The 25460-nt window shown below is 71.8% G+C and carries 22 protein-coding genes; 7 read left to right on the top strand and 15 right to left on the bottom strand.

Annotated features, from left to right (window positions below; translation table 11 throughout):
• Positions 1 to 8: 8 nt before the first annotated feature.
• From HNR13_RS04110 to HNR13_RS04100, 3 genes are all read right to left on the bottom strand, one after another.
• On the bottom strand, positions 9 to 1082 hold the full coding sequence (locus HNR13_RS04110; protein WP_218881163.1) for a COG4280 domain-containing protein: 1074 nt from the start codon (positions 1080 to 1082) through the stop codon (positions 9 to 11).
• Positions 1083 to 1221: 139 nt separating this feature from the next.
• Positions 1222 to 2670 (bottom strand): APC family permease, encoded by a 1449-nt coding sequence (locus tag HNR13_RS04105; RefSeq protein WP_179604577.1) that lies wholly within the window; start codon positions 2668 to 2670, stop codon positions 1222 to 1224.
• A gap of 83 nt (positions 2671 to 2753) precedes the next feature.
• Entirely contained in the window at positions 2754 to 3851 is a 1098-nt protein-coding gene (locus tag HNR13_RS04100) for a Zn-dependent alcohol dehydrogenase (RefSeq protein ID WP_179604576.1), read from the bottom strand.
• Between the two features lie 185 nt (positions 3852 to 4036).
• Here HNR13_RS04100 and HNR13_RS04095 point away from each other — a divergent pair, with 185 nt between their 5' ends.
• On the top strand, positions 4037 to 5470 hold the full coding sequence (locus HNR13_RS04095) for a helix-turn-helix domain-containing protein (RefSeq protein WP_179604575.1): 1434 nt from the start codon (positions 4037 to 4039) through the stop codon (positions 5468 to 5470).
• A gap of 6 nt (positions 5471 to 5476) precedes the next feature.
• Here HNR13_RS04095 and HNR13_RS04090 read toward each other — a convergent pair whose 3' ends face one another.
• The 9 genes from HNR13_RS04090 to HNR13_RS04050 form a co-directional block, all read right to left on the bottom strand.
• The gene (locus HNR13_RS04090) at positions 5477 to 6976 is read right to left on the bottom strand and encodes an APC family permease (RefSeq protein ID WP_179604574.1); all 1500 of its coding nucleotides are present in this window, start codon (positions 6974 to 6976) and stop codon (positions 5477 to 5479) included.
• 122 nt (positions 6977 to 7098) lie between these two features.
• Positions 7099 to 8481: an LLM class flavin-dependent oxidoreductase gene (locus tag HNR13_RS04085; protein ID WP_179604573.1), complete on the bottom strand. Its 1383-nt coding sequence runs from the start codon at positions 8479 to 8481 to the stop codon at positions 7099 to 7101.
• Positions 8482 to 8484: 3 nt separating this feature from the next.
• Positions 8485 to 9702: an SfnB family sulfur acquisition oxidoreductase gene (locus tag HNR13_RS04080; protein ID WP_179604572.1), complete on the bottom strand. Its 1218-nt coding sequence runs from the start codon at positions 9700 to 9702 to the stop codon at positions 8485 to 8487.
• 235 nt (positions 9703 to 9937) lie between these two features.
• The gene (locus tag HNR13_RS04075) at positions 9938 to 10606 is read right to left on the bottom strand and encodes a phosphatase PAP2 family protein (protein WP_179604571.1); all 669 of its coding nucleotides are present in this window, start codon (positions 10604 to 10606) and stop codon (positions 9938 to 9940) included.
• Between the two features lie 115 nt (positions 10607 to 10721).
• A complete protein-coding gene (locus HNR13_RS04070) occupies positions 10722 to 11198 on the bottom strand; it encodes a hypothetical protein (protein WP_179604570.1) in 477 nt (158 codons plus the stop codon).
• Between the two features lie 71 nt (positions 11199 to 11269).
• Positions 11270 to 11791: a hypothetical protein gene (locus tag HNR13_RS04065; RefSeq protein ID WP_179604569.1), complete on the bottom strand. Its 522-nt coding sequence runs from the start codon at positions 11789 to 11791 to the stop codon at positions 11270 to 11272.
• 178 nt (positions 11792 to 11969) lie between these two features.
• Positions 11970 to 12947 carry a zinc-binding dehydrogenase gene (locus tag HNR13_RS04060; protein WP_179604568.1) on the bottom strand — a complete coding sequence of 326 codons (978 nt, stop codon included), beginning with the start codon at positions 12945 to 12947 and terminating at the stop codon, positions 11970 to 11972.
• Positions 12948 to 12988: 41 nt separating this feature from the next.
• Positions 12989 to 13996 (bottom strand): substrate-binding domain-containing protein, encoded by a 1008-nt coding sequence (locus HNR13_RS04055; RefSeq protein WP_179604567.1) that lies wholly within the window; start codon positions 13994 to 13996, stop codon positions 12989 to 12991.
• A 41-nt stretch (positions 13997 to 14037) separates the two neighbouring features.
• On the bottom strand, positions 14038 to 15114 hold the full coding sequence (locus tag HNR13_RS04050) for a glycerophosphodiester phosphodiesterase family protein (protein WP_179604566.1): 1077 nt from the start codon (positions 15112 to 15114) through the stop codon (positions 14038 to 14040).
• A 188-nt stretch (positions 15115 to 15302) separates the two neighbouring features.
• Here HNR13_RS04050 and HNR13_RS04045 point away from each other — a divergent pair, with 188 nt between their 5' ends.
• Genes HNR13_RS04045 through HNR13_RS04035 form a run of 3 tightly spaced genes read left to right on the top strand, consistent with a single transcriptional unit; the run spans position 15303 to position 18523 of the window.
• Complete coding sequence (locus HNR13_RS04045) at positions 15303 to 16211, top strand: carbohydrate ABC transporter permease (RefSeq protein WP_179604565.1); 909 nt, start codon at positions 15303 to 15305, stop codon at positions 16209 to 16211.
• Positions 16208 to 17104: a carbohydrate ABC transporter permease gene (locus HNR13_RS04040; protein WP_179604564.1), complete on the top strand. Its 897-nt coding sequence runs from the start codon at positions 16208 to 16210 to the stop codon at positions 17102 to 17104. Before HNR13_RS04045 ends, HNR13_RS04040 begins: the two co-directional genes overlap by 4 nt.
• A 42-nt stretch (positions 17105 to 17146) precedes the next feature.
• The gene (locus tag HNR13_RS04035; RefSeq protein ID WP_179604563.1) at positions 17147 to 18523 is read left to right on the top strand and encodes an ABC transporter substrate-binding protein; all 1377 of its coding nucleotides are present in this window, start codon (positions 17147 to 17149) and stop codon (positions 18521 to 18523) included.
• Positions 18524 to 18589: 66 nt separating this feature from the next.
• On the opposite strand, the gene HNR13_RS21455 is transcribed toward HNR13_RS04035, so the two are convergent.
• The gene (locus tag HNR13_RS21455; RefSeq protein ID WP_179604562.1) at positions 18590 to 18979 is read right to left on the bottom strand and encodes a MarR family transcriptional regulator; all 390 of its coding nucleotides are present in this window, start codon (positions 18977 to 18979) and stop codon (positions 18590 to 18592) included.
• Between the two features lie 89 nt (positions 18980 to 19068).
• On the opposite strand from HNR13_RS21455, the gene HNR13_RS04025 reads away from it, so the two are divergent.
• Both HNR13_RS04025 and HNR13_RS04020 read left to right on the top strand, forming a co-directional pair.
• Complete coding sequence (locus tag HNR13_RS04025; protein ID WP_343063454.1) at positions 19069 to 20541, top strand: MFS transporter; 1473 nt, start codon at positions 19069 to 19071, stop codon at positions 20539 to 20541.
• Between the two features lie 116 nt (positions 20542 to 20657).
• The gene (locus tag HNR13_RS04020) at positions 20658 to 21524 is read left to right on the top strand and encodes a glycosyltransferase (protein WP_179604560.1); all 867 of its coding nucleotides are present in this window, start codon (positions 20658 to 20660) and stop codon (positions 21522 to 21524) included.
• Position 21525: 1 nt separating this feature from the next.
• On the opposite strand, the gene HNR13_RS04015 is transcribed toward HNR13_RS04020, so the two are convergent.
• Both HNR13_RS04015 and HNR13_RS04010 read right to left on the bottom strand, forming a co-directional pair.
• Positions 21526 to 22917: an APC family permease gene (locus tag HNR13_RS04015; protein ID WP_179604559.1), complete on the bottom strand. Its 1392-nt coding sequence runs from the start codon at positions 22915 to 22917 to the stop codon at positions 21526 to 21528.
• A 103-nt stretch (positions 22918 to 23020) separates the two neighbouring features.
• The gene (locus HNR13_RS04010; protein WP_179604558.1) at positions 23021 to 24721 is read right to left on the bottom strand and encodes an amidohydrolase; all 1701 of its coding nucleotides are present in this window, start codon (positions 24719 to 24721) and stop codon (positions 23021 to 23023) included.
• Positions 24722 to 24844: 123 nt separating this feature from the next.
• Here HNR13_RS04010 and HNR13_RS04005 point away from each other — a divergent pair, with 123 nt between their 5' ends.
• On the top strand, positions 24845 to 25447 hold the full coding sequence (locus HNR13_RS04005) for a TetR/AcrR family transcriptional regulator (protein WP_179604557.1): 603 nt from the start codon (positions 24845 to 24847) through the stop codon (positions 25445 to 25447).
• The last annotated feature ends 13 nt before the right edge of the window (positions 25448 to 25460 follow it).

Below are 25460 nucleotides of genomic sequence, written 5' to 3'. Positions count from 1 at the left end.
GGCCGGGCTCAGCGCAGTGCGCGCATGATTCCGTAGGGGATGAGGAGCGCCACGACGACCGGCATGACCAGCCACGCTCCCGACCAGCCGCTCACCGCGAACGTGATCGCGAGCCCGACGGCCGTTCCGGCCGCGATCTGCCAGTCGTCGCCGACGATGAAGTCCCACCAGAACAGCCCGAACGAGCGCAGTCCGCGCACCACGGCGTTCTGCCGCTGCGGGGCGGAGGCGGTTGTGGCGGAGGCCGGCGCCGCGGCCGTCTCGGCAGCGTGCCCCTGGGCGTCGCCCGTCGTCGTGACGAGGACCGGCGCCGGCTCGGACGCACCGACCGGCCGCGACTCGCGGCGCAGCTGAGCGGCCTTCCGGCGGCGGAGCACCGCGACGAGCAGCAGCGAGAACACGCCGACGGCGGGGATGATGACCAGCAGCGCCAGGTCGGCGCCCGGCCAGACGGCTCCCGCGCCCTCCGCACCCCAGAACAGGCCGAACGAGGTCAGCATCACGCCGACGACGAACTTCAGGGTGTTCTCCGGCACGCGCGACAGCGGGGCGCGCACCGCGGCGCCGATCAGGACGACCACGACGATCGCGGCGACGGCGGCGAGGGAGGCCAGGCCGATCTGGTTCTGGTTCGCGCCGAAGGTGAGGACGATGAAGACGACCTCCAGCCCCTCCAGCAGCACCGCCTTGAACGACAGCGTGAAGGCGAACCAGTCGCGGACACCGAAGCGGCTCTCCTTGCGGGCGGCGCGCGCCTCCGCCACCTCCCGTTCGTAGATCAGCGTCTCGTCGTGCAGGGCCTTGTAGCCGCTCGCGCGCAGCACGGCCTTGCGGATCCACTGCATTCCGAAGACGAGCAGGAGACCGCCGACCACCAGCCGGAGGAAGCCGATCGGGATGAGCGTGATCGCCGGGCCTACGACGGCGACGATGACGGCGAGCACGACCACGCCGGCCGCGGTCCCGGTCAGCGCCGAGCGCCAGTTGCGGGTGGCGCCGGCGGCGAGCACGATCGTGGTCGCCTCGACGGCTTCGACCAGGCACGCCAGGAAGACAGCGACGAACAAGGCGAGTGAGTTCACGGAGGGTCCTTCCACGGAGGTACCCCAGATTGTAACCACTGTTAGATCGTCTGTGTGACGAAATAGATGAATTGGGCATGAACGACGAAGCCCCGCGGCGATCGGGATCGCCGCGGGGCTCCATCAACCACGCAGGAGGTCAGCCGACCCCCTCCAGCGACTCGGTCTCGGTGTTGCCGATGTTCCGGATGACCTCCGGCCGGCGGCGCGCCAGGTACACGAACCACGCCACCGCCCCGATCAGCGTCAGGAGGAAGAGGTACGGGATGACGTTCAGCGGGAACGCCGGCACCGGCCAGATGTTCGCGAAGAACACGTACGCCATCGCCGCGACGGCGACCACCGCGCAGACCCAGACCAGCCGGTTCGGGATGCCCGCGTGGCGGGTGTAGGCGATGCACGCGATCGCGACCAGCGCGTAGGCGACCATGTAGCCGTAGGTGCCGTAGGTGTCCACCCAGACCGTGATGTCCATCGGGTCGGAGCCGACCAGCAGCAGGATCACGTCGAGCAGGATCGCCGCGGGGCCGGCGACCAGGAGCACGCGGTGCGGGGTCAGGTGGCGCTCGTGGGTGCGGCCGAAGCGCTCGGGGAGGACGCCCTCCTTGCCCATCACGTACATGACCCGGCCGACGACGTTGAGCGGGGCCACGACGACCGCGAAGAACGAGGCGCCGACGCCGAAGGTGAGGATGGGCGCGAACCAGGACGGCATGCCGATCAGCTTCGCGATGTCCTCCAGCGGGCTGGCGCTGGTGGCGAGGTGCTCGTGCAGCACGGCGATCTGCGTGTAGGCGGCGAACACGTAGAGGATGCCGACGACGACCGCGCTCCACATGATCGCGCGCGGGATGGCGGTGTACGGGTTCTTGGCCTCGCGGCCGAGCGCGTCCGCGGAGGAGAAGCCGACGAAGCCGAGGATGCCGAGCACCATGCCGGCGGCGATGCCCTGGAACGGAGCGCCCTGCGCGAAGACCTGCGCCGGGTCCCAGGCCTTCGGGCCGGCCCAGACGAGCGCCGCGATCAGCAGGATGGTGATGATCGTGACGGAGACGAGCTCCAGCACGAGCGAGACGCGGGCCGACAGCCGGATGCCGCGGATGGTGAACAGCGTCGCCAGGCCGCCGAGCACGATCGCGAGGCCGACGTACCAGCCGACGCCACCGGTCGGGACGCCGAGCAGCGCCAGGAACTGGTTGAAGTACGAGACCGCGCCGCCGAGCGAGCCGGCGGCGATGCCCCAGCAGCCGATGACCAGCGTGACGCCGGCGAGGTAGGCGCCGGTCGGGCCGAGGCCCTTGGCGACGTACGTGTAGAGCGAGCCGGCCGACGCGTGCTTGCGGGCGAAGACCACCACGCAGTAGCCGACGCAGAGGATGACGATGGTGGCGAGCACGAACGAGTAGATCGTGCCGTTGCCCGCGCCGATGAAGATGGACGCCGCGGTGAAGGCGATGACGGCGCTGGGCGCGATGTTGGCGATCGCCTGCGCGGCCAGCTCGGGTCCGCTCATGACGCCGTGCCGGAGTCCGGCGTCGGTCGGGCTGCCGGGCCGCGCGGCCAGACGGGGGTCGGAACTGGTGGTCATGGTGGCTCTCCAGTGAGTCGGGTTCGGGGGTGCAGGGGGTGGCGGTGCGGGTGCGGGTGCGCGGTGCTGGGGATCGGGTGGCGCTACGGGATGAGCAGGGTGCGGAGCACGGAGCCCTTCTCGAGGTCGTCGAAGGCCTCCGCCGCCTCCGCGAGCGGCCGCCGGCCCGAGATCAGGGGGTCGAGCTTGAGCTGGCCGTCCATGTAGCGGTCGACCAGCGCGGGGATGTCGATGGAGGGGCGCACCGAGCCGTAGTTGGAGCCCAGGATGCGCTGGTCGGCCTCCGCGAGCACGAGCGGCTCGAACGAGGCCTTCGCACCCGTCGGCGGGAGGCCGACGATGACGGCGGCGCCGCCGAGGCCGAGCATCCGGATCGCCTGCTCGGTGGTGGAGGTGCGACCGATCGCGTCGAAGGCGTAGTCGACACCGTCCGGGATCAGGTCGAAGAGCTGCTCCACTGCGTCGGCCTGCGACGCGTCGATGCGGTCGGTGGCGCCGAACTGCAGCGCGGTCTGCGTCTTGTCCGCGAGCACGTCGATCGCGACGATCCGCTCCGCTCCGGCCAGGCGCGCGCCCTGCACGACGTTGAGGCCGACGCCGCCGCAGCCGATCACGGCGACGGTGGAGCCCGGCTCGACGGCAGCCGTGTTGAGCACGGCGCCGACGCCGGTCGCGACGGCGCAGCCGACCACGGCGATGATGTCGAGCGGGGCGTCGTCGCGCACCTTCACCGCGCCGGAGGCCGGGACCACGACCTCCTCGGCGAACGACGAGACGCCGAGGTAGTGGTGGACGGTCGCGCCGTCGCGCGAGAGCCGGGAGGTGCCGTCGAAGAGCACGCCCTGCGGAGCGACCACGGTCGCGACCTTCTGGCAGCGGGCCTCGTGGCCCGACCGGCAGTACCGGCACTCGCCGCACGGCGGCACCCAGCTGAGGACGACGTGGTCGCCGATGGCGAGCGAGCTGACGCCCTCGCCGAGCTCGGTCACGACGCCGGAGCCCTCGTGTCCCATGACCAGGGGCGCCGGGGCGTCCCACTCCCCGCGCTTGACGTGCAGGTCGGAGTGGCAGACGCCGGCCGCGGCGATGCGGACGCGGACCTCGCCCGGTCCGGGGGCGGCGAGCTCCACGTCGGTGTACTCGATCGGGGAGGACGGCTCTCGGAAGACGACGGCCTTCATGGGGCTCCTTCGGGGGTGGTGCAGACGCGCTGCGGTGCGGGTGTCGCTCCCCCACCGGCCGGGGGCCGTGCTGGGGGCGGCCGACGGGGGAACTCCGCTCCATGCTAGGGAGGGCGGTGCGGCTCAGCACTGTGCGAAAGTGTGGATCGCGGCGGTTCGCTTCGACATCTCGTACACTGACCTCCATGTCCCGCGACGTCGCCTCCATCGCCCGCACCCTCGGCGGCGAGCTCGTGGAGGGCGCGCGGAACGGCGGGACTCCGGTGGACGAGGTGGTCGGGCTGGACGACTTCTCCGTCGTCGGTCACCCCTCCTACGCCACGCTCGTCGTCGTCCCCGCCCGCCGGCTGCGGGAGGCGCTCGGGGCGACCGACGACCGCGCGGCGGCTCTGCGGCAGGCGGTGCTGGTCACCCACGGCGGCGGCGCCGCGACCCGGCGCGCCGTCCAGGCCGCCGGGATGACCGCCATCGTCTCAGCGGAGCCGGCCGACGAGCTCCTGGCGCCGACGCTGACCGCGCTGCTCGCCGTCGACCAGGCCGCGGAGGACCGCGCCGTGACCTCCGCCATGAAGGTGCTGACCCTCGCGGCCCGGCGCGGCGGCGTCTCGGGCGTGGTCGCCGAGCTGGCCCATCGGATCGACGGCTGGGCCGTCCTCCTCGACCGGCACGGCCAGGTGATCACGACCGCCGGCGCGGGCGGCCTCCACATCCAGGACGCGATCGCCGTCGCGCTCGACCGGCCGGTGCGCGTCCGCCACCGCGGACTGCAGGTGCACGCCGTGGGCGCCGGCGAGGACCTCTCCGCCCGGCTCATCGTCAGCTCGCGCACCGAGGCCTCCAGCCGGGCGCGCGAGCTCGGCTCGCAGACGGCGGCGCTCCTGGACCTGCTGCTGCGCACCGACGACCCCACCCGCACCGAACGGCTGGGCCGCGCGGTCATGGTGGACGCGCTGCTCGCGGGCGGCGACGCGGCCGCGGACCTGCTGCGCAAGTGGGGCGTCCACGAGACGACGCTGACGGCGTTCGTCCTCACCGCCCGGTCGGCGGCGGTGGAGGTCGAGCGGCTGGTGAGCCACTGGCTGGACGAGCTCGGCGCCGCCCACATCCTGACCGCCGACCGCAATACGGTCACCGGTTTCCTCCGGGACGACCAGGTCGACGCGATCGGCGACCGGGCGGAAGCCTACTCGTCCGCCCTTTTCCTCGGCCTGGGCCTGCCCGCGCCGGTGGACGCCCTCGCGCGCAGCGCCGCGGAGGCGCGGCTGGCGGTCGAGGCGGCGCGCGCGGAGGGCCGCCGCGTGGTGCGCTATCGCAGCATCCCGACAGTCCAGTACGTGATCGACCGGCTCAGCGACGGCGACGCCCTCCGGCTGGGCCACCTGCTCGACCCACTGCGCGACGCCGACGGCCGGCACGGCGAGCTGACCGAGACGCTCCGTGTCTACCTCGCCGAGAACGGCGCCTGGGGAGTCACCGCCGAACGGCTCGGCGTCCACCGCCAGACCCTGACCGGCCGCATCCACCGGGTGGAGGAGCTGACCGGCCTGTCGATGGCGGACGCCGACGACCGCGCGTCGGCCTGGCTGGCCCTGCGGGCGCTGGGGCGGCCGGGAGCCTGACCGGCCTCAGTCCTGCGCGTCATCCACCGCCGCATCCTCCGGCGCCACCCCCGCGTGCGCCCGCACGCGCGCCACCACCGGACCGAGCGCGAACGCCGCGAGCAGCAGCACCACGATCCCGACCGCGAGCGGCACGCTGCCGCCGACGAGCGTCGGCAGGTTCTGCAGGATGAGCACCAGGAAGAGCAGGAGGCCCGCCAGGCCGAGCGCCGGGGCGATGGCGCGGCGCCAGAGCGAGACGCCGGTGCCGCGGTTGCGGCCGAAGAAGACCAGCACCGCCACGCTCGTGATGCCGAGCAGCAGGACGATGCCGACGGAGGAGAAGCCCGCGAGCCACGTGTAGAACTGGTTGATCGGGTCCAGCCCGGTGACCACGCCGGCCAGGAGCAGCACGCCGACGACCACGCCGGTCGCGACGGAGGCGCGGTGCGGCGAGCCGAGCCGGGCGTGCGCGTGGCCGAGGCGCTGCGGGAGGGCGGCGCGGCCGGAGAGGGTGAACACGTAGCGCGAGACGATGTTGTGGAACGACAGGATGCAGGCGAACAGGCTGGTCACGAACAGCACCTGGATGATGTGCTCGCCGACCGTCCCGAGGTACTTCTGGGTGACGTCCGCGAGCAGCGTGCCGCCGTGGTCGGTCGCGGTCTTGACGGCCTTGGAGTCGCCGACCGCGCTGATCAGCGCCCAGCTGGAGACCGCGTAGAAGACGCCGATCAGGATCAGGGACAGGTAGGTGGCCCGCGGGATGGTGCGGTCGGGGTCGCGGGCCTCGTCGCGGAACACCGCGGTCGCCTCGAAGCCGATGAAGCTCAAGATGGCGAACAGGATGCCGATGCCGGGCGCGCCGGAGAGGATCGCCGACGGCGACACGATCCCGGTCGAGAGGCCCTCCGGGGTGTTGCCGCCGAACACGATCACCGCGTCCAGGACGAGCACGATCAGCACCTCGGCGACGAGCAGCACCGCGAGCACGCGGCCGGACAGCTCGATGTTGCGGTAGCCGAGGAAGACGACGACCCCGAACGCGACGGCCGCGTAGATCCACCAGGGGATGCTCGGGACGCCGTAGGAGCCGAGCAGCGACTGCACGCCCGGGCCGATCAGGCCGAAGACCGCGGCCTCCAGCGTGATGTACGAGAGCAGGGCGGCGAACCCGGTGCCGAGGCCGGCCGCGCGGCCGAGGCTGCGGTCGACGTAGGAGTAGAAGGCGCCGGCCGACTTCACGTACGGGGTCATGGTCGTGAAGCCGACCGCGAAGAGCAGCAGCACGACGGTCGCGATCACGAACGTGAACGGGAAGCCGGTGCCGTTGCCGATCGCGATGCCGAGCGGGACCGGTCCGCCGATCACGCCGAGCGGGGAGGCCGCGGCGACGACCATGAACACGATCGAGGCGACGCCGAGGTTGCCGCGCAGGCGCGAGCGCACCGGGGCGGAGGTCGTGGCGGCCGTCGTGGCGGTGGGGGTCGGGATGGGCGCGGCGCTGGTCTGGTCTTCGATGGCCATGAGGGTTCTTTCGGGTGGAAGAAGGAGCGGAGCGGGACGGGTGTCAGCAGACAGTAGCGACCCGGCGGAAGCGGTGTCGCGGCGGATTACCGAATGTTGCCGGCGGGCGGCGGCGGGCGGCGTCAGACGGCCGGGACGGGCTCGTCGAGCGCGATCAGCGCGGCGGGGTGCGGCGCGCTCGGGCGTGCCGACGCACCGCCCAGCTTCTCGCGCAGCGTGCCCGGCCGGTACGCGGTCTGGTAGCGCCCGCGGCGCTGCAGCTCAGGCACGAGCAGGTCCACGACGCCCTCGAAGGTCTCCGGCACCGCGGCCGCCGCCAGGTTGAAGCCGTCGACGCCGGTCTCGTCGACCCACTCCTCCAGTGCGTCGGCGACCGTCTCCGGCGAGCCGGCGATCACCGGGCCGTCGCCGCCGATCCTCGCGTACTCCGCGATCTCGCGCACGGTCCACTCCCGGTCGGGATCGGCGGCGCTGAACGCCTTCACCACCGACTGGATGGCGTTGGAGTCCTGGTCGCGCAGCACGGCGTCGTCGTCCAGCGCGCTGAAGTCGATGCCGGTCCAGCCCGACATCAGCGTCAGCGCGCCGACCCGGGAGGCGACCTCCAGGTACTCGTCCAGCCTGCGCCGGGCCTCGGCGTTCGTCTCCGCGACGATCACGGTTTGCTGGTTGATCACCGCGACCGACGCGGCGTCGCGGCCGGCCGCGAACACGGCCTCCCTGAGCCCGGCGACCTGGCGCGCCAGCACCGCCTTGCTCGGAGCCGCGACGAACACGTTCTCGGCGTGCTTCGCCGCGAACGCGAGCCCGCGCGCCGAGGCGCCGGCCTGGAACAGGAAGGGCGTGCGCTGCGGGCTGGGCTCGCTGAGGTGGATGCCGGGCACCCGGAAGAACTCGCCTTCGTGCCGGATCGGCCGCACCCGCTCGGGGTCGGCGTACACGCCGGACTCGGCGTCCGCGACCACAGCGTCGTCATCCCAGCTCGCCTGCCAGAGCTTGTAGACGACCTCCAGGTACTCCTCCGCGATCTCGTACCGGCGGTCGTGCGCCTCCTGGCCGCTGACGCCGAGGTTCAGCGCTCCGCTGTTCAGGTAGGAGGTGACGATGTTCCAGCCGATGCGGCCGTTCGTCAGGTGGTCGAGCGTCGACATCCTCCGCGCGAAGGGATACGGGTGCTCGAACGAGACACTCGCGGTCACGCCGAAACCGAGGTGCTCGGTCGCGGCCGCCATCGCCGGGATCAGCTGCAGCGGATCGTTGACCGGCACCTGCACGCCGCCGCGCAGCGCCGCATCCCTGCTGCCGCCGTAGACGTCGTACACGCCGAGGACGTCGGCGAGGAAGACCGCGTCGATCAGCCCGCGCTCGAGCGTCTGCGCCAGCTCGATCCAGTAGTCGAGGTCGAGGTAGCGGCGGGACTCGTCCCTGGGATGCCGCCAGAGGCCGGGCGAGAGGTGCCCGACCGAGTTCATCGTGAACGCGTTGAGCCGGATCTGCTGCGCCATCGGTCAGATCCAGGAGTGCCGCGCGGGCAGTGTGCCGTTGAGCGCGTAGTCGCCGATGATGACCGGCTTCCAGCGCACCGGGTCGTGCAGCGTGTGGACGCGGGCATTCCGCCAGTACCGGTCGAGCGCCTTGGCGCCGAGGGTCGCGCGGGTCCCGCCGAGCTCGAGCAGCCGGGTGGAGGCCTCCAGCGACAGCTCGGTGGTGAGCACCTTGGCGCGGGCGACGGCGATGGAGGCCGCGGCCACGTTCGCCTCGTCGGCCGCGGGCTTGGCGGCGTCGATGGCCTCCCCGGCCTTCTCGGTAAGCGCCTCCGCGGCGGCGAGGTCGATGTCGAGCCGGCCGAGCCGCTCCAGGGTCAGCGGGTCCTTGGCGGCGGAGTCCACGCCGCTGTCGATCCAGGGCCGTGCCGCGCGGACGGCGTCGTGGGTCTCCCGGATGGCGCCGCGCGCGATGCCGAGGTCGATGGCCGCGGTCGTCAGCTGGGCGAAGGGTCCGGCGATCGTCGGGTTCTCGTACTCGGTGTGCATCGGGAACACCCGGTCGGCAGGGACGCGCAGGTCCTCCAGCACCACCGAGCCGCTGGAGGTCGCCCGCTGGCCGAACGCGGACCAGTCGTCCACCACGGTCAGGCCCGCGGAGTCGCGCTCGGTGAAGACGAGCTGCTCGAGCCCGTCCTCGTCCACCGCGAGCACCGGGATCCAGTGCGCGTAGGCCGAGCCGGTCGAGTAGAACTTGCGTCCGGTCACGACGACCTCGTCGCGGTCGCGCACGAGGCGGGTCTGGATCTCGGCGACGTTCTTGCCGCCGGCCTCCGAGAACGCGTTGGCGAAGCGGGCGCCCGCCAGCACGAGCTCGAAGAAGAACGCCTTCTGCTCCGGGGTGCCGGAGAGCCGGATGTCCTCGACCAGGCAGAAGTGGTTCTGCGGGATCTGGCCGAGCGACGGCTCGACGGCCGACACCGTGGCGATCACGTCGGCGAGCGTCGCGTGCGACACCTCCGCTCCGCCGTACTCGCGCGGGATGGTGATCGCCCACAGCCCGGTCGCACTGAACGCGTCGACGATCTCGATCGGGATGCGCCGGTCGGCGTCGATCTGCGCCGCGTGCGGGCGCACGGTCTCGGCGAAGGCACGAGCGGCGGCGCGGGCCTCCGCGTCGGAGGAGATCACGCGGGCGGGCGCGATGCTGCGGGCAGGGCTGACGACGGTGTCGCTGGGCATGGTGCACCTCGGGAGGGTCGGGACGGGTTCTCTCGCGCAGAACGCTATCGCGCTGCGCACCGCCCCCGTCGCCGCGGCGAAACCCGCCGTAACCTCCGGAGCGATTCGTGCCGAATGTCGCGTTACGCGCGCACTATCACGACATTCGTCACGAATGTGCGTTCGGCGATTCGTCACGAATGTCGCGTTACGCGCTCGCATTCGCGACATTCGTCACGAATGTGCACGCGGGGTGCTAGGCGGCGGCGCGGCGGCCGCCGCCGGTGAAGACCCGACGTGCGACGAGGTTCCACAGCCCGGCGAACAGCAGCACGCCGGCGACGCCGTTGAGCACGCCGCCGACCACGTCCGTCCCGTAGTGGACGCCGACGTAGAGGCGCGACCACATCACCAGCGCGACGAACAGCGCGCCGACCACGATGACGATCGTGCGCGACAGTGTGCCACGGCAGACCATCACCAGGGCGGTCACCAGCGCGGCGGCGAACACCACGTGCCCGCTCGGGTAGCTCAGCGTCGCCGGGTTCACGTGCAGCAGGTGGGTCAGCCCGGCCGTCGTCGGGCGCGGCTGGGCGACGACCGTCTTCACGACCAGCGTGGTGAGCCAGCCGAGGCCGGTGACCAGGACGGTGCCGAGGGCGAGCCGCCAGCCCCTCACGAAGAACAGGATGACGAAGACGATGACGAGGATGACCGCGACCACCGTGGGCCGGTCGAGCTCGTCGAGCAGCAGGGCGACCTTGTCCAGCAGCGGCGAGTTCAGGGCGTTGACCGTCGCGTCCAGTGAGTCGAAGCGCAGCGCGACGATCCATTTGGCGGCGAAGCCGAGCGCGAAGGTCAGAGCGAACAGGACCACGGTCCAGACGATCCAGTGCCGAGGGATGCTGAGCTGAGCGGGCTTCACGAAAACGGTCTCCTTCCGGGCGGACGTCTCAGTCAAGCACTTTTCGGCTCAGCAACCTCTAAGAGCGCACGGAGAATCGGTGCGCGCCCTCTCAGACGCCGCGCCCGGACGCAGCTCAGGCGACGCGGGCAGGGCGCGTGTTGACGACCTCGGCGTGCGAGTCGATGAACGAGTGCACGCTCTCGTGGATGTGGTACTGGGTGTGCGACAGCCGTGCGTCGTGCGAGCGCAGCAGCGCCCGCGCCGCCGCCCGGCGGGAGCGGATCCCGGCGAGCGAGACCGCGGCGCAGACGACCACGACCACGGCGAACGCGATCGCCACCGCGTCGGCGAGCAGCAGCCAGCCGGCCGGCAGGTGCGCGGCCGCCGCGACGGCCTCGCCCACGCCGACCGCTGCGAGCAGGACGAGGGAGATCGCGACGGTGCGGCGGGCGAGCGCCCAGGGGGTCGAGGCGAGCAACGCGGAGGCCGCGGCGACCTCGCGCTCGTGCTGGCGGCGGCGCTCCTTGGCCCAGTGCAGGTCGCGCTCGTGACGGCGGGCGAGCCGTTGCGCGTCGTCGTGGGCGCGGTCGTAGGCGGAATGGTGGTTCACAGACGTGTCCTTCGGGTGAACGTGACTGCTTCGGGTCAGTGTGGGTTACGCGCGCCGGACGGCGCCCGGGATCAGTGCGAGGGCGTGGTGACGACGGCCGGGGCGCTCGGCGTGCTCGACGTCGTGGTGCTGGACGCCGGTGTGCTCGACGTCGGGGTGCTCGACGTGGGCGGGAACGACGACACCGAGCCGAGCGTCGGCGCCGGGCCGAACGCGGGCGCGGAGACGACCGGCGCCGGCGCGGGCGGCGGCGTCAGGGCGACGACCGGGGCGAGCGCGGGCGAGGAGGGGATGGCCGGCGCGGCGGGCGCAGCGGCGCTGTCGGAGGCGTCCGCTGAGCGACGGCCGCTCGGGGCCGGCAGGGACTCCGGTGCGCGCAGGCCGATGTCGGAGAGCGTGCTGTCCGTCCAGCCGGCGCGCTGGGCCACCTGCCACGCGGACAGGTACTCGGCGATGGCGGTGTCCAGGTCGTTGAGGCGCTTGGCGAGCTGGCGGACTGCGTCGAGTCGGGAGTTGATCTCGGACTCGAGGAGCACGTGCGCGCGCTCGGCGGCCTTCTCGGGGTCGACGGCGTTTCCGTACGAAGGGTTCACGATAGCGTCCTTCCGCTTTGTTCGGGTCGGGGCAAAAGGCGATGGAACTGCGACGCGTCGGTGCGTCAGGCCGAGCATAGCCAGAAAGACCGTTCTGTGGGTCGTTTGGAGGACATTGATCTGTCCCCCAAATCGGGCGACACGACGACGGCGTGTCGCCGCGCTCGGCCGCTGCCGGCTACGGGCGCAGCAGGACCTTGCCGGTCCGGCCGGGACGGGTGGCGACCTCCACGGCCTCCCGCACCTGGTCGAACCCGAACACCTCCTGCACCGGCAGCGTGATCGCGCCGGTCGAGGCGGCCCGGATCAGCTCGCCGAACAGCTCGGCGCGCTTGCCGGGCTCCATCGACGCGCTCACTTTGCTGCCCCAGAAGCCCTTCACGGTGATCTGCCGGAAGATCACGTCGCCGGAGGGCACCCGCATCGGCTCGCCTCCGGTCGAGCCGAACGACACCAGCGTGCCGCCGTCGGAGAGGAGACCCGTGAGATCCCCGCTCGCGTCCCCGCCGACCGAGTCGACCGCCACCGCGATCCGCGCTCCGTCCGCGAGGTCGCGGACGCGGTCGCGCCAGTCGTCGTGACCGGTCGCGACCAGGTCGGGGATGCCCTGAGCCGTCAGCACATCGACGTCGTGCTGCCGGCGCATCAGTCCGATGACCCTCTCGTCGCGCGTCGCCGCGAACTGCGCGAGCAGCCGCCCGACAGCGCCGTTCGCCGCGTTCTGGAGGATGATCTCCCCCGGCTTCACGTCGAGGTAGTCGAGCAGGCTTAGCGCACTGAACGGCATCGCGACGAGCTGGGCGGCCACCTCGTCGGTGAGCCCGTCCGGCACCGGGATGAGCGCCCCGGCCGGCGCGACGAAGTCCTCCGCCCAGACGCCGAAGGTGCCGCCGGTGACCACGCGCTGCCCGACGGCGAGCGCCGAGACGCCCTCGCCGAGCGCGTCGACGACGCCGACGGCCTCCGTCCCCGCGCCGGCGGGAAGGGCGGGCTTGAAGCCGTACGTGCCGCGGATCGTCCACAGGTCGTGGTTGTGGATGGGCGAGAGCACCGTGCGCACGCGCACCTGCCCCGCTCCCGGCTCGGGGAGCGGCCGCTCCTGAACACTGAGGACCCGTGCCGGGTCGCCGAACTCGTCGTGGACGATCGCGCGCATGGAGTCCATGCTAGGCGGCTCGGCGTCGGCGCCGCCAGGACTCAGCGCGCCTCGGCGACCGTCCCACCCGGGACCAGCTCGCCCCGCATCAGGAGCTGCCCCGGCTCCCCCGCGCCCTGCTCGATCGCGTCGATCATCAGGTCCACCGAGGCGCGGCCGATCTTCTCGATGGGCTGGCGGAAGGTGGTCAACTCCAGCAGCGAGGTCGTGAGCGGGCCGATCCCGTCGAAGCCGGTCACCGAGAGCCGGCCGGGGACGTCCACGGCCGCCGCACGGCAGTACTCCATCACGGCGACCTGCGTGCGGTCATTCGGGCACATGATGGCGGTGAGGTCCGGCAGGCCGACGAGGCCGGGCAGCACGGCGCTCACGTCGGCGTTGGTGGCGACCTCCCGCACGAGCACGGTCGCGCCGCCCTCCCGGAGCCGGCCGATCATGGCCACGCCGCGCAGGTGCTGGCTGTAGGAGTAGGCGCCGTCCACGAGGATCACGGCGACCGTGCGGTGGCCGAGTCCGAGCAGGTGGTCGGCGAGGCGTTCGCCGCCGTCGCGGTCGTCCACGCACACGCTGGAGAGCGCGGTCTCGTGGCGGCCGGCCGCGACGACGGGGAGCCGGTCGACGAACGGCAGCACCCGATCGGACGGGAAGCGCGCAGAGCAGATCAGGAGGCCGTCCACCTGGAGCGAGATCAGCGTCCGCAGCGCCGTGAGCGCGTTATCGAGCGTCAGATCGCCCGGGTTGGTCGCCGTGACGACGGAGTAGCCCAGCTCGGTCGCGCGGGTCTGCATCGCCACGTGGAGATAGCCCGCGAACGGGTCGGTCACGTCGTGCAGCACGACGCCCAGGGTCCTGGTGCGCTCGGAGACCAGGCCGCGCGCCATCGCGTTGGCGACGTAGCCGAGCCGGTCAGCGGCCTCCAGGACCCGCTGCCGCACGCTCTCGCTCACCTCGCCCTGGCCGAGGAGCGCGCGGGAGACAGCGGATTTGGAGACTCCCGACGCGTTCGCCACGTCGATGATCGTGGGTGGTCTGGTGCGCTCGCGTGGCACGGGGGCTCCCTGGGCGGAGAGGAGGACGGGTCGGCGCCAGCCTATTCGCGCGCCCGCGTCTCCCGCACGCTCGCCGCGAGGTCGGGATGGTCGGCGAAGACCGCGGCGGCGCCGCTGCGCTGGACCAGCTCGAAAACGCGCCGCCAGTCGCCCGGTGAGCCAGGCCCGCCGCCGAGCCGCGCGGACGGCGGCAGGAACGCGTTCTCGGGGCGCAGCGTCCAGCAGTACGTCTGCAGCCCGGCCGCCGCGGCCCGGCGCGCGATGTCGGTCGCGACCAGGGCGCCGTCCCCGGTCGTCCTGAGCATCCGGGACAGGTCGACGCTGACGCCGGTGAGCCCGCAGGCGGCGAGCGCGGCGAGTCCGGCGTCGGTGACGTCGTCGTCGTAGGCGCGCGCCGCCGCGCCGGACCGGGCGACCCGGTCGGCCGGAGCGCCGTGCGCCTCCACGAGGTAGACGAGGTCGGCGTCGACGCCGGCTGCGGCCAGCGAGACGAGGATGTCCTGCTCGAAGCTCTCGACGGCCAGCGGCGCCGAGCGGTCCCAGCCGGCGGCGGCCAGCTCGGCCGGGAACAGCTCGTCCAACGGCAGGCCGAGGGAGTCGAAGTAGGTGGCGTGCTTGAGCTCGGCGACGATCCCGAGCGGGCGGTCGAGCCGGGCGGAGGCCGCCGTGACGAGGTCGAGCAGCTCGCTCAGGCGGAGGACTCCATAGCGGCCGTCGAAGGTCGCGCTCAGCGGCCGCAGTGCGGCCAACCGCTCGACGCAGCGCAGCGTGGCGAGCTGCGCCCACGTGAAGTCCTCGGTGAACCAACCGGTGAGGACCGCCCCGTCGACTTCTTTGGTCGTGCGCAGCGCGGCGAACTCCGGCCGCGACGCGACATCGGTCGTCGCCGAGATCTCGACGTCGTGCCGGATGACCAGGACGCCGTCCCTGGTCGCGACGATGTCCGGCTCCACGGCGTCCGCACCGAGGGCGAAGGCGAGCTCGTAGGCCGCGGCAGTGTGCTCCGGCCGGTAGCCGCTCGCGCCGCGATGGGCGATGATCGCCGGCAGCGGGCGGTCGCCCGGGGCGATCCGCGGTCTGCTCCCCCTCGATGCCGAGTCGGTCGTCACTGGCCGCATCCCACGCTCCTCGATCGATTTGTTCACCCAGGCTTCACCCAGCGCGCTCGGGAACGTTCCCGAGCGCTCTGTAGATTAGCAAACATCACCGAGGCGGGAACCTTCCCGGTCGCAGTGCGGACACCACGTCCGCTCTGGCAATTCCCTCGACCGGGGACGTTCCCGCACCAGTGCGGGCAGGAGTGAGAATGACACAGACCACAGCACCCGGGCGCCGCGCCCGTAGCGGTGTCCGGGCGGGCATCGGCCCCTGGATGCTGCTGCCCGCCGCCGTGCTCATCGCCGTCTTCCTCTACGGCCCACTCGTCACCGGCGTGCGCCTGAGCCTGTTCGGCACCGACCTGTTCGGCGACGCGACCCGCTTCGTCGGCCTGCAGAACTACGCGAAGCTGCTCGGGCAGCCGTCGTTCTGGCAGGTGATCGGGACCACCCTCCTGATCGCGTGCCTGTCGATGGCGATGTCCGTCGGCGTCGCGCTGTCCGCGGTCATCCTGCTGCGCACATGGATACCGGGACGCGGCGTGTTCCGGGTGATCTTCTCGCTCCCGTTCGCGTTCTCGGCCGCGTCCGCGTCGGCGATCTTCTCGGGCATGTTCGCCCCGGCCGCCGGCGTCGTGAACCAGATCCTCGCGCACGTGGGGATCGGCGCGGTCCCGTGGCTGCAGCAGCCGGGCTGGGCGATCTTCACGATCGCGCTGACCACCGCCTGGTACGAGCTCGGCTTCGCCTTCCTCGTCCTCGCCGCCGCGATGCGCACTCTCCCGCCCGAGGTCATCGAGGCCGCGGAGCTCGACGGCGCGTCCGGGATCCGGTTCGTGCGCTCGATCCTCATCCCGCTGCTCAGCCCGAGCCTGTTCTTCCTGCTCGTCACCCAGACCATCTCTGGGCTGCAGACGTTCACCCAGGTGCGCATCCTCACCGGGGGCGGACCAGCGGGCGGGACCACGACGCTCGTCTACCAGCTCTACATGTACGCGTTCGGGCAGGGGACGCCCGACTACGGCCGGGCCTCCGTGGTCGCCGTGATCCTCGTGCTGATCGTCGCGATGATCACCTGGCTCCAGTTCCGCTTCCTCAACAGGAGGGTCACCGCATGAGCGCCGTCGGCACCGTCACCCGCACCGAGCCATCTCGATCGCGCCCTGCACAGTCCCGCCCGCGCTCGCGCCGACGACGCCTGCGCGCCGCCGACCTCCCCCGCCTGCTCGCGCTGGTCGTGCTCGCGTTGCTGATCGCGTTCCCGATCTACCTCACGTTCGTGAGCGGCTTCTTCCGCACCGGCGCGTTCGTCCGCAGCGGCCTCTTCCCGCCGCCCGCCGACTTCACCCTGGACAACTTCACCGCCGCGCTCACCGCGATCCCGCTCGGGCAGCAGTACCTGACCAGCATCGTCGTGATGGTGCTGCAGACGCTCGGCCAGCTCGTCACGTCCGCCCTCGCCGCCTACGCGCTGGTCTTCCCGAAGTGGCGCGGACGCGGGATCGCCTTCGCGCTCGTGATCGCGACGCTCGCCATCCCCGGGGAGAGCCTGGTGGTGCCGAACTACCAGCTCGTCAGCAGCCTGGGACTGCGGGACACCGTGTTCGGCATCATCATCCCGTACCTGGCGTTCGGCTACCCGATCTTCCTGCTCCGCCAGGCGTTCGCCTCGCTGCCGCGCGAGATCTGGGAGGCCAGCCGGCTGGACGGCTGCGGCGACCTCCGCACGCTGCTGCTGGTCGTCCTGCCCGCCTGCCGCAGCCAGGTCACCACCGCGATCATGTGGAGCGCGCTGTTCGCCTGGAACGGCTTCTTCTGGCCGCTGCTGATCACCGACAGCCCGGTCAACCGCACCGTGCAGGTCGGCCTCTCGCAGCTCGTCTCCTCCGAGTCCACCGCGCCCGCGACGATCTTCGCCGGAACCGCGCTCGTGCTGCTGCCCACCGTCATCCTCGTCATCGTCAGCCAGAGGTTCCTGCTCTCCGGCATGTCGCGCGGCGTCCTCCGCTGAACCCCACCACCGCCCCCACCACGAGAAAGTGAACGCACCGCAATGAAGAGATCCGTCGCCCTGGGAGCCGCCGCGCTCCTCCTGCTCTCGCTGGCCGGCTGCAGCGCCGGCGCCGACTCTCCCGCCACGTCGGCGTCCGACGCCCCCGGCCCGTCCGCCCTCGCAAACGCGAAGGGCGTCACCGAGATCAGCTTCTGGCACGGTCTCGGCGGCATCAACGCGCAGGCCCTCCAGTCGCTGATCGACGAGTTCAACACCGAGAACGCCGGAAAGATCAAGGTCGACACCAGCGCGCAGGGCTCCTACGCCGACCTCCTCGCCAAGTACACGGCGTCGCTGCGCGACAAGTCGACCCCGACCGTCACGCTCAGCAACGACATCTCCTCCGGCTTCCTCCACGACGTCAAGCGCAGCGTCTCCCCCGAGGCGATGGCCGCCGCCAACCCCGGCGACCTGAAGCTCGACCAGCTCGCACCCGCCGGAAAGCGCTACTACAGCGTGAACGACGAACTCGTCGCCGTCCCGATGAACATGTCCACCCCGCTGCTGTTCGTCAACACCGAGCTGCTGCAGCAGGCCGGCGTCGAGACCTCCTCCCTGAAGACGCTCGACGGCCTCGCCGCCGCCGCGACGAAGATCACGCAGGCCACCGGCGTCCCCGGCATCGCGGAGGCGTTCGACGACTGGTGGTTCGAGCAGCTCACCGCCACCAGCGGCAACCTGTACTGCACGCCGGAAAACGGCCGCGGCACCAAGAGCGCCGACAAGGTCAGCTTCCAGCAGGCGTCGCAGGTCAAGGCGTTCAGCACCATGGCCGACCTCTACAAGGCGGATGCCGGGCTCGACGTCGGCACCGACAACAACAACGCCGTCACCGCCTTCGCCGCCGGCAAGACCGCGATGATGTTCAACTCGTCCGCCACCGCCGCCTCCGTCGCCAACAGCACCACGTTCCCCTATGGCGCCCTGCCGTTCCCGCTGTCGGCGCCGTCGTCGAAGGCCGGCACCGTCGTCGGCGGCTCGGCCATGTGGCTGAGCAATCAGGCCACCCCCGCCCAGCAGGTCGCCGGCTGGAAGCTGATCTCCTTCCTCGCCTCCCCGGCCTCGCAAGCCAAGTTCAGCGAGGCGACCGGCTATGTCCCCGCCAACACCGCACTGGAGAACACCACGGCCCGGAAGGACTACCTGGCCAGCCACCCGGTCGCCCAGGTCGCGATCGACCAGGTCAAGGATGTGGCGGACGTCCCGGCCAGCCACGGCTGCTTCACCGGAGCCTTCAGCGCGATCCGCGCCGCGATGGTCCCGCAGATGCAGGCCGCGTTCTCCGGCTCGAAGACGATGAAGCAGGCGCTCGCGGACGCGACCACCGCCGCGAACCAGGCGATCTCCGATTACAAGGAGCAGCTCGCGGGAGACTGAGACGTCACTCGTTGAAATGGGGCGGGGTCCGAAGGGACTTCGCCCCTCGTCGTGCCGCCACGAGTATCAGGCGCTCGGGTTCGCTCCCGCGAACGCCTTCTCGAGCAGACCGTCGTACTCCCGCTTCGCGTCGTCGTGCACGCGCGCGCCATCCGCGGTGATGCCCACGAAGAGGGCCCGCCTGTCGTAGTCGCAGGTGCTGCGCTCGACCAGGCCGGCCTTCACGAGCCGGTCGACGATGCGGGAGAGGGCGCTCTGAGTCATCGGGGTGAGGTCGACGAGGTTGCGCATGGTGCACGACTCTTTCGCGTAGCCGGCGACGAGGTCGAGCACCTCGTACTCGCTTAGGCCCAGGTGGTGGCTCTGCTGGAGGGTGCGCTCGAGCTCCGCGGCCGTGCTGAGGTAGAGGCCCTGCAGTTCTCGCCAGCGGGCCGACACGTCGACCGGTTCGTTCACGAGTGCAATGATACGCTCGCTTTCTTGCGAACTACATGAATGTGCATATTTTGCTGACACAATCTATTCCGTGTCATAGACTTTCGCTCGTGCTGAACTCCGACACCGCCTCCCGCCCCGCCGTCCGGCCTGTGCCGACCACAGGGGCCGCTCCGGCCGCCCGCTGGAGCCGCGCCCGCTGGCTGCTGCTCTTCGCCACCTGCATCGTGATCGCCCTCGACGGGCTCGACGTCTCGATGGTGGGGGTCGCCCTCCCGTCGATCGGCAAGGACCTCGGGCTCCAAGCCGGGGCGCTGCAGTGGATCGTGTCGGGCTACGTGCTCGGCTACGGCAGCCTGCTGCTGCTCGGCGGCCGCCTGGCCGACCTGCTCGGCCGCCGCACCGTGCTGCTCGTGGCGCTGAGCGTCTTCACCGTCGCCTCCCTCGCGGGCGGGCTCTCGATGGACGCCGGCCTCCTCATCGCGAGCCGGTTCGTCAAGGGCGTGGCGGCCGCGTTCACCGCACCGGCGGCCTTCTCGCTCATCACCACCAACTTCGAGGAGGGCCCGGAGCGCAACAAGGCTATCTCGATCTTCACCACGTTCGCGGCGAGCGGCTTCTCGCTCGGCCTCATCATGAGCGGCCTGATGACGTCGCTGAGCTGGCGCTGGACCTTCCTCTTCTCCGTGCCGCTCGCCATCCTCGCGCTGGTGCTCGGCTTCTTCTTCGTCCCCAAGGACGCCCGCGAGCGCGGCGCCGGCCACGACGTCGTCGGCGCGATCCTGCTGGCGGCCGGGATGCTCCTGCTGGTCTACACGGTGGTGTCCGCGCCCGGCGCGGGCTGGGGCTCGCTGCCGACCGTGCTCGGGTTCGTCGTCGCGGGGGCGCTGCTGACCGCGTTCGTGATCCTGGAGCTGCGGGTGCGGCACCCGCTCATCCGGTTCGGGATCTTCCGGGTCGCGGCGGTGCTGCGGGCGAACCTCACCGCGATCACGCTGTTCGGCTCGTACGTCTCGTTCCAGTTCGTGCTCACGCTCTACCTGCAGGACGTCCTCGGCTGGTCGCCGCTCGGGATGGCGCTCGCCCTGCTGCCGACCGGGCTGGTCGTCGTCACGAGCGCGCCGTTCGCCGACCGGCTGATCGACCGTTTCGGACCCACCGTGCTCATCATCGTCGGCCTCGGGTCGCTCTCGGCCGGCTACCTGCTGTTCCTCCGGCTCGGCACGGCGCCGGTCTACTGGCTCGATGTGCTGCCGCCCGTCGTGCTGCTCGGGATCGGCTTCGGCATCGGGTTCCCGGCCATCCAGGTGCAGGCGACGACAGGCGTCCACGACGACGAGCAGGGCCTCGCGGCGGGCCTCGTGCAGACCAGCGCCCAGGTCGGCGGCGCGCTCGCGCTGGCGGTCACGACCGCCCTGATCGCGGGCGGCCCCGCGGCGGTCGGCGGGCACGACCCGGCCGGCCTCGCGGAGCAGCTCGCCCAGTACCGTCCGGGGCTGTACCTCAGCGCCGGGCTGGCGCTCGCCGGTCTGCTCATCGCGGCGCTTCCCCGGAGGCGGCGGCTCGCGGTCCAGCCCGGGTGACGAGACAGGTGAAACTCCCGCGTCGGTCCGCTGCGGCCGTGACGGCCGGGCGGGTGGCGCCACCCGCCCGGCCGTAGGCTTCCTGCCAGCCATTCGCCGATCCCGGAGGGGCGCACGTGCCGCAGGACTTCGACCACTTCGTGATCACGCGGTTCGCGGTGCGCTGGCGGGCCGAGGACCCTCCGCCCGACGAGGCCTGGCTCCGCTACCGGATCGGCCTGTTCGAGGCGGTGTGCCTGCCGAGCGTCGCGAGCCAGGTCGGTGCGCAGTTCACCTGGCTGCTGCTGCTCGACGAGGGCTGCCGGGCGCCGTGGCTGGAGGCCGAGCTGGCCGAGCTCGGCGCCGACGGCGTCTTCGAGGTGGTCTGGCTGACCGACGTCTTCTGGTCGAGCATCGACCGGGTCGTGACCGAGCGGGCCACCGCGCCGCACGTCATCACGACCCGGCTCGACAGCGACGACGCGATCGCCCGCGACTACCTCGGCCGCGTCCAGGCGACCTTCGACGGCCAGGACCGCCTCTACGTCAACTTCCAGCGCGGCTTCCAGTTCGAGCGCGACGGCGCCCTGTACTCCTACCTGCATCCGGCGAACGCGTTCCTGTCGTTCATCGAGCGCCGCACCGAGAACACGCCGGTGCGCACCGTGTTCTCCTCGACCGCGCACCCGGACGCGGCGAAGTACGGGGACGTGCTGCAGGTGTCCGCGCCGCCGTGCTGGATCATCGTCGTCCACGGCGCGAACCTGCTCAACGAGGTTCATCCCGTGGCCTGGCGGCTGCGGCCCGAGGCGCTCGGCGACCGGTTCGAGGTCGCGCTGCCGCTCGCGCCGGTGACGGGCCGCGATCTCGTCGCCTCGCGGATCCGGACGCTGCGCCACCAGGCGGTGCGGGTATTCACCCGGTGGCGGATCGGGAAGCAGATCCTGCTGAACCTCGCCCAGGGCGACCGCGTCCAGGCGCAGCGGACCGACGGGAGCGGCTGACTCAGCGCTCCTCGACCGGCCCGCTCAACGCCGGCGGCGCGACGCGGAACAGCCGAGTCCGCCAGAGCAGGTAGCCGAGTCCGAGCGCGACCCAGACGCCGCCCACGACCATGGCGCTCGGCTCCAGGCTGAACCAGAGCGCGACGTTGACCGCCACCCCGAGCGCGGGGAGCACGACGAAGCCGAGGGCCTGCCGCCAGCCGCGCTCCTTCACGAAGCGGACGTAGGTGAACATCACCGACAGGTTGACGAAGACGAACGCCACGAAGGCGCCGAAGTTGATGAGGGACGCCGCCCGGCTGAGGTCGAGGAAGACCGCCGAGCACGCCAGCGCCGCGATCAGCAGCACGTTGCCGGCCGGGACGCCCGCCTTGTTGAGCCGCCCGAAGAACCGTCGAGGGAGGGCGCCGTCGCGGCCCATCGCGAACAGCAGGCGCGCGGCGCTCATCTGCTGCGTGATCCCGCAGCCGAGCACCGCCACCATGTAGCCGCCGATGAAGAGCGCCTGGAACGCGGCTCCGCCGATGTACTTGGCGATCTCCGGGGACGCGCCCACGATGTTCCCCACCTTCGTCACGTCCGGGAACAGCACCTGCATGACGTACGTGACGCTCACGAAGAACAGCCCGGCGACCCCGACGATGATCAGGATGGCGCGCGGGATGTCCCTGCGCGGGTGCTCGGCCTCCTCGGCGAGCGTGCTCACCGCGTCGAAGCCGAGGAACGACAGCGCCAGGATCGCCGCGCCCGACGCGATCGCGCCCGCGTCGATCCCCGGCGAGAAGAACGGCGTCATCGAGAAGTGCGCGCCGTTCGCGCCCTCGACGATGTTCTTGATCGTGAGCGCCACGAAGGCCACGGCGACGACCACCTGGATGACCACCAGGATCACGTTGACCTTGGCCGCGATCCGCACGCCGATCAGGTTGAGCGCGGTGCAGACGACGATGGTGGAGAGGATCCACACCCACGACGGCACCTCGGGGAACGCCGCCGTCATGTAGATGGCCGACAGCAGCGCGTTGATCATCGGCAGCAGCAGGTAGTCGAGCGTCGCGGCCCAGCCGACCAGGAAGCCGAGGTGCGGGTTGATCGCCTCCCGCGTGTACGTGTAGGCCGACCCGGCGCGCGGGTAGAAGCGGACCATCTTGGCGTAGCTGAGCGCGGTGATGAGTACGGCGACCAGCACCAGCAGGTACGACAGCGGGACGTGCCCGTGTGTGATGTCGGCGACGATCCCGAAGGTGTCGAAGACCGCGAGCGGCGCCATGTAGGCGAGGCCGAGGAAGACGATGTGCCGCAGGGTGAGGCTGCGGCGGAGGCCGGCGGCCTGCAGGTCGCTGGGCGCCTCCGCCGAGCGCGCGGGCGAGATGGCGGGGTCGAGCTGGGACATTTCGGTTTCCTTTCACAGCGTTGTGATGCGCACGCCCGCGAGCACACGAAAAACGTCGCGATCGGGCCCGAAACCCGACGTTTTCCCTGTGCTCGGCGGCTGGTCAGGGGGCCGCGGTGGAGTGCGCGGCCGAGCAGTGGGTGAGGGCGTCGTGCTGTTCGGGCGCGGCCGCGTCGCGGTCCGCGTCGTGGACGATCTCGCCGCCGACGACGGTCAGCGCCGCCCGCTGCTCCAGCAGCGCGGCCGGGTCGCCCTCGTGCTCGTAGAGGTCGGCCGACCAGGCGACGACATCCGCTTTCGCCCCGACGCGCAGCACGCCGAGGTCGTCCTCCGCGTGCCACGCCCACGCCCCCTCGCGGGTGTAGCCGCGGATCGCGTCGTCCAGGCCGATCCGCTCGGCGGGCGTCCAGGCGTCCCGGCCGTCGAGGCCCGCGCGGGTGAGGGCGGAGTAGAACCCGACGAGCGGGTCCATCTCGCCGACCTGCCAGTCGCTGGACAGCGCGACGTGCGCGCCCGACTCCATCAGCGAGCGGAGGCGCCAGGCGCGGTCCCAGCGTTGCTCGCCCACGTTCTCCATCCAGGTGCCGGCCACCAGGTCGGGCGAGCAGTGCCGCGGCTGCATCGCGGCGGTGATGCCGAGCGCGGCGAACCGCGGGAGGTCGTCCGGGTGCAGGCACTCGACGTGCACGATCCCGTGCCGGCGGTCGCGGGTGCCGTTGGCGCGGGCGGCCGCCTCGATCGCGTCGAGGGCGAGGCGGATGCCACCGTCGCCCGTGGCGTGCGTGTGCGTCTGGAAGCCGAGCCGGTCGAGCTCGGTGACGATCCGGGTCAGCTCCCCGATCGGGGCGGAGGGGTGGCCGCGGTGGCCGGGGCGGTTCGCGTAGTCGTCGAGCATCCAGGCGGTGTGCGGCTCGATGACGTCGTCCGCGTAGAGCTTCACCGGGCCGAAGCGCAGCCGCTCGTCGGTCGTCGCGCCGTCGACGGCCTCGCGCAGGTCGCGCCGGAACGCGGCGTCCGCGTCGATCGGGTGGAACAGCGCCGCGATCACCCGGGAGCTGAGCAGCCCGCGCTCGCGTGCCCGGTCGAGGAGGCCGAGCTCGGCGAGCGGGACCTGCGGCTCCACGACCGTGGTGATCCCGGACGCAGTGGCGAGGGCGAGACTGCCGAGCAGGCGGCGGTAGCGGCGCTCGGGCGAGTAGAGCGGGATGTCGCGCTGCAGGCCGGCCAGCCCCGCGGTGGTCATGGCGCTGGTGTAGAAGTCGGTCACCCAGCCGGTCGGCCTGCCGGCATCGTCGCGCTCGGGACGACCCCACGGGATGTCGTGGCCGTCGGCGATCCCGAGCAGCCGCAGCGCGGCGTCGTTCAGCCAGACCGAGTGCTGGTCGTAGGTGGTGACGAACACCGGCCGGTCGGTGAGCCCGGCGAGGTCGGCGGCGTTCGGCCGGCGCCCCGGCACGATCGAGTAGACGGCGTTCTCCGCGCAGATCCAGTCGAGGTCGGGACGGCGCTCGGCGAGGTCGCGGATGCGGCGGCGCACCTCCTCCAGCGTCTCGGCGCCCTCCAGGCTCACCGCGTCGGGATCGAAGCCGAGCAGGAGGTGGTTGTGGCTGTCGATGATCCCGGGTGTGACAAGGGCGCCGCCGAGGTCGCGGGTCTCGCGGGCGGCGGGGGCGTCGGCGGCCGGGCCGATATAGCTGATCCGGCCGTCCGTGACGCCGATGGCCTCCGCCCAGGGCTGCGCGTCGTCGAAGGTCCTGACCCGGGCTCCGGTGAGCAGGAGGTCGGCGTTCTGCGGTGCGGTCATGACGGTCCCATCGACGGTGAAGAGAATTCTTTGACACTTGCGTCAAAGAATTCCACGAGTGTGCCACGAGCCTGCGAGAGGTGTCAAGCGGACCGCGCGCCCGCGCGCCGGTAGGGTCGACTCATGGCACGGCCGAAGAAGCAGGACGAGCGCCGCGCCGATCTCATCGAGGCGGCGCTCAGCGCCGTCGGCGAGCGCGGCCTCCGCTCGCTCTCCCTGGCCGACGTCGCGGCGAAGGCGGGGCTCACCCGCGGCGCGATCCTCTACTACTACGAGGACCTCGACCAGCTCCTGGTGGAGGCCCACCGGGCCGGCCTCGAGCGGTTCTGCGACCACAGGGACGCCGTGGTCGCCGGCATCCCCGAGCCGCAGCTGCAGCTCGCCGCCGCCATCCGGGAGGGCCTGCCGAGCGGCCCGGACGACGCCCTCATGCGCCTGCTCTACGAGTTCGACGTGCTCGCCGGCACCTCCTCGCTGCACGACGAGCTGGTCGAGCGGATGTACCGGCGCCAGCTCGCCACCTACACGGGCATCCTGGAGCGCGGCGCCGCCGCGGGCGTCTTCGCGCCGACACTCCCCGTCGAGACGCTGGCGATGAACCTGGTCGCGCTGGAGGACGCCTACGGCCTCCACATCGTCGCGGGCAACAGCCTGATCACGGTCGCGAGCGCGGAGGCCGCGATGCGCGCCGCCGCCTCCGGACTGGGCGCCCCGACCACCCTCTGAGCCGGATTCGAGG

The organism is Leifsonia shinshuensis, assembly GCF_013410375.1.
In the GTDB taxonomy this organism is placed as follows: Bacteria; Actinomycetota; Actinomycetes; order Actinomycetales; family Microbacteriaceae; genus Leifsonia; species Leifsonia shinshuensis.
The sequence above is the reverse complement of the archived record's forward strand: the minus strand, read 5'-3'. Positions and strand labels throughout refer to the sequence as shown.

What these genes read in the sequence shown, in the direction of transcription:
- HNR13_RS04080 (WP_179604572.1), bottom strand. Translation starts at nt 9,702, where the DNA reads ATGCCCAGCGACACCGTCGTCAGCCCTGCCCGCAGCATCGCGCCCGCC.
- HNR13_RS04015 (WP_179604559.1), bottom strand. Translation starts at nt 22,917, where the DNA reads ATGTCCCAGCTCGACCCCGCCATCTCGCCCGCGCGCTCGGCGGAGGCG.
- HNR13_RS04060 (WP_179604568.1), bottom strand. Translation starts at nt 12,947, where the DNA reads ATGCGCGCGATCGTCCACGACGAGTTCGGCGACCCGGCACGGGTCCTC.
- HNR13_RS04040 (WP_179604564.1), top strand. Translation starts at nt 16,208, where the DNA reads ATGAGCGCCGTCGGCACCGTCACCCGCACCGAGCCATCTCGATCGCGC.
- HNR13_RS04100 (WP_179604576.1), bottom strand. Translation starts at nt 3,851, where the DNA reads ATGAAGGCCGTCGTCTTCCGAGAGCCGTCCTCCCCGATCGAGTACACC.
- HNR13_RS04085 (WP_179604573.1), bottom strand. Translation starts at nt 8,481, where the DNA reads ATGGCGCAGCAGATCCGGCTCAACGCGTTCACGATGAACTCGGTCGGG.
- HNR13_RS04045 (WP_179604565.1), top strand. Translation starts at nt 15,303, where the DNA reads ATGACACAGACCACAGCACCCGGGCGCCGCGCCCGTAGCGGTGTCCGG.
- HNR13_RS04090 (WP_179604574.1), bottom strand. Translation starts at nt 6,976, where the DNA reads ATGGCCATCGAAGACCAGACCAGCGCCGCGCCCATCCCGACCCCCACC.
- HNR13_RS04035 (WP_179604563.1), top strand. Translation starts at nt 17,147, where the DNA reads ATGAAGAGATCCGTCGCCCTGGGAGCCGCCGCGCTCCTCCTGCTCTCG.
- HNR13_RS04050 (WP_179604566.1), bottom strand. Translation starts at nt 15,114, where the DNA reads ATGCGGCCAGTGACGACCGACTCGGCATCGAGGGGGAGCAGACCGCGG.
- HNR13_RS04095 (WP_179604575.1), top strand. Translation starts at nt 4,037, where the DNA reads ATGTCCCGCGACGTCGCCTCCATCGCCCGCACCCTCGGCGGCGAGCTC.
- HNR13_RS04010 (WP_179604558.1), bottom strand. Translation starts at nt 24,721, where the DNA reads ATGACCGCACCGCAGAACGCCGACCTCCTGCTCACCGGAGCCCGGGTC.
- HNR13_RS04105 (WP_179604577.1), bottom strand. Translation starts at nt 2,670, where the DNA reads ATGACCACCAGTTCCGACCCCCGTCTGGCCGCGCGGCCCGGCAGCCCG.
- HNR13_RS04005 (WP_179604557.1), top strand. Translation starts at nt 24,845, where the DNA reads ATGGCACGGCCGAAGAAGCAGGACGAGCGCCGCGCCGATCTCATCGAG.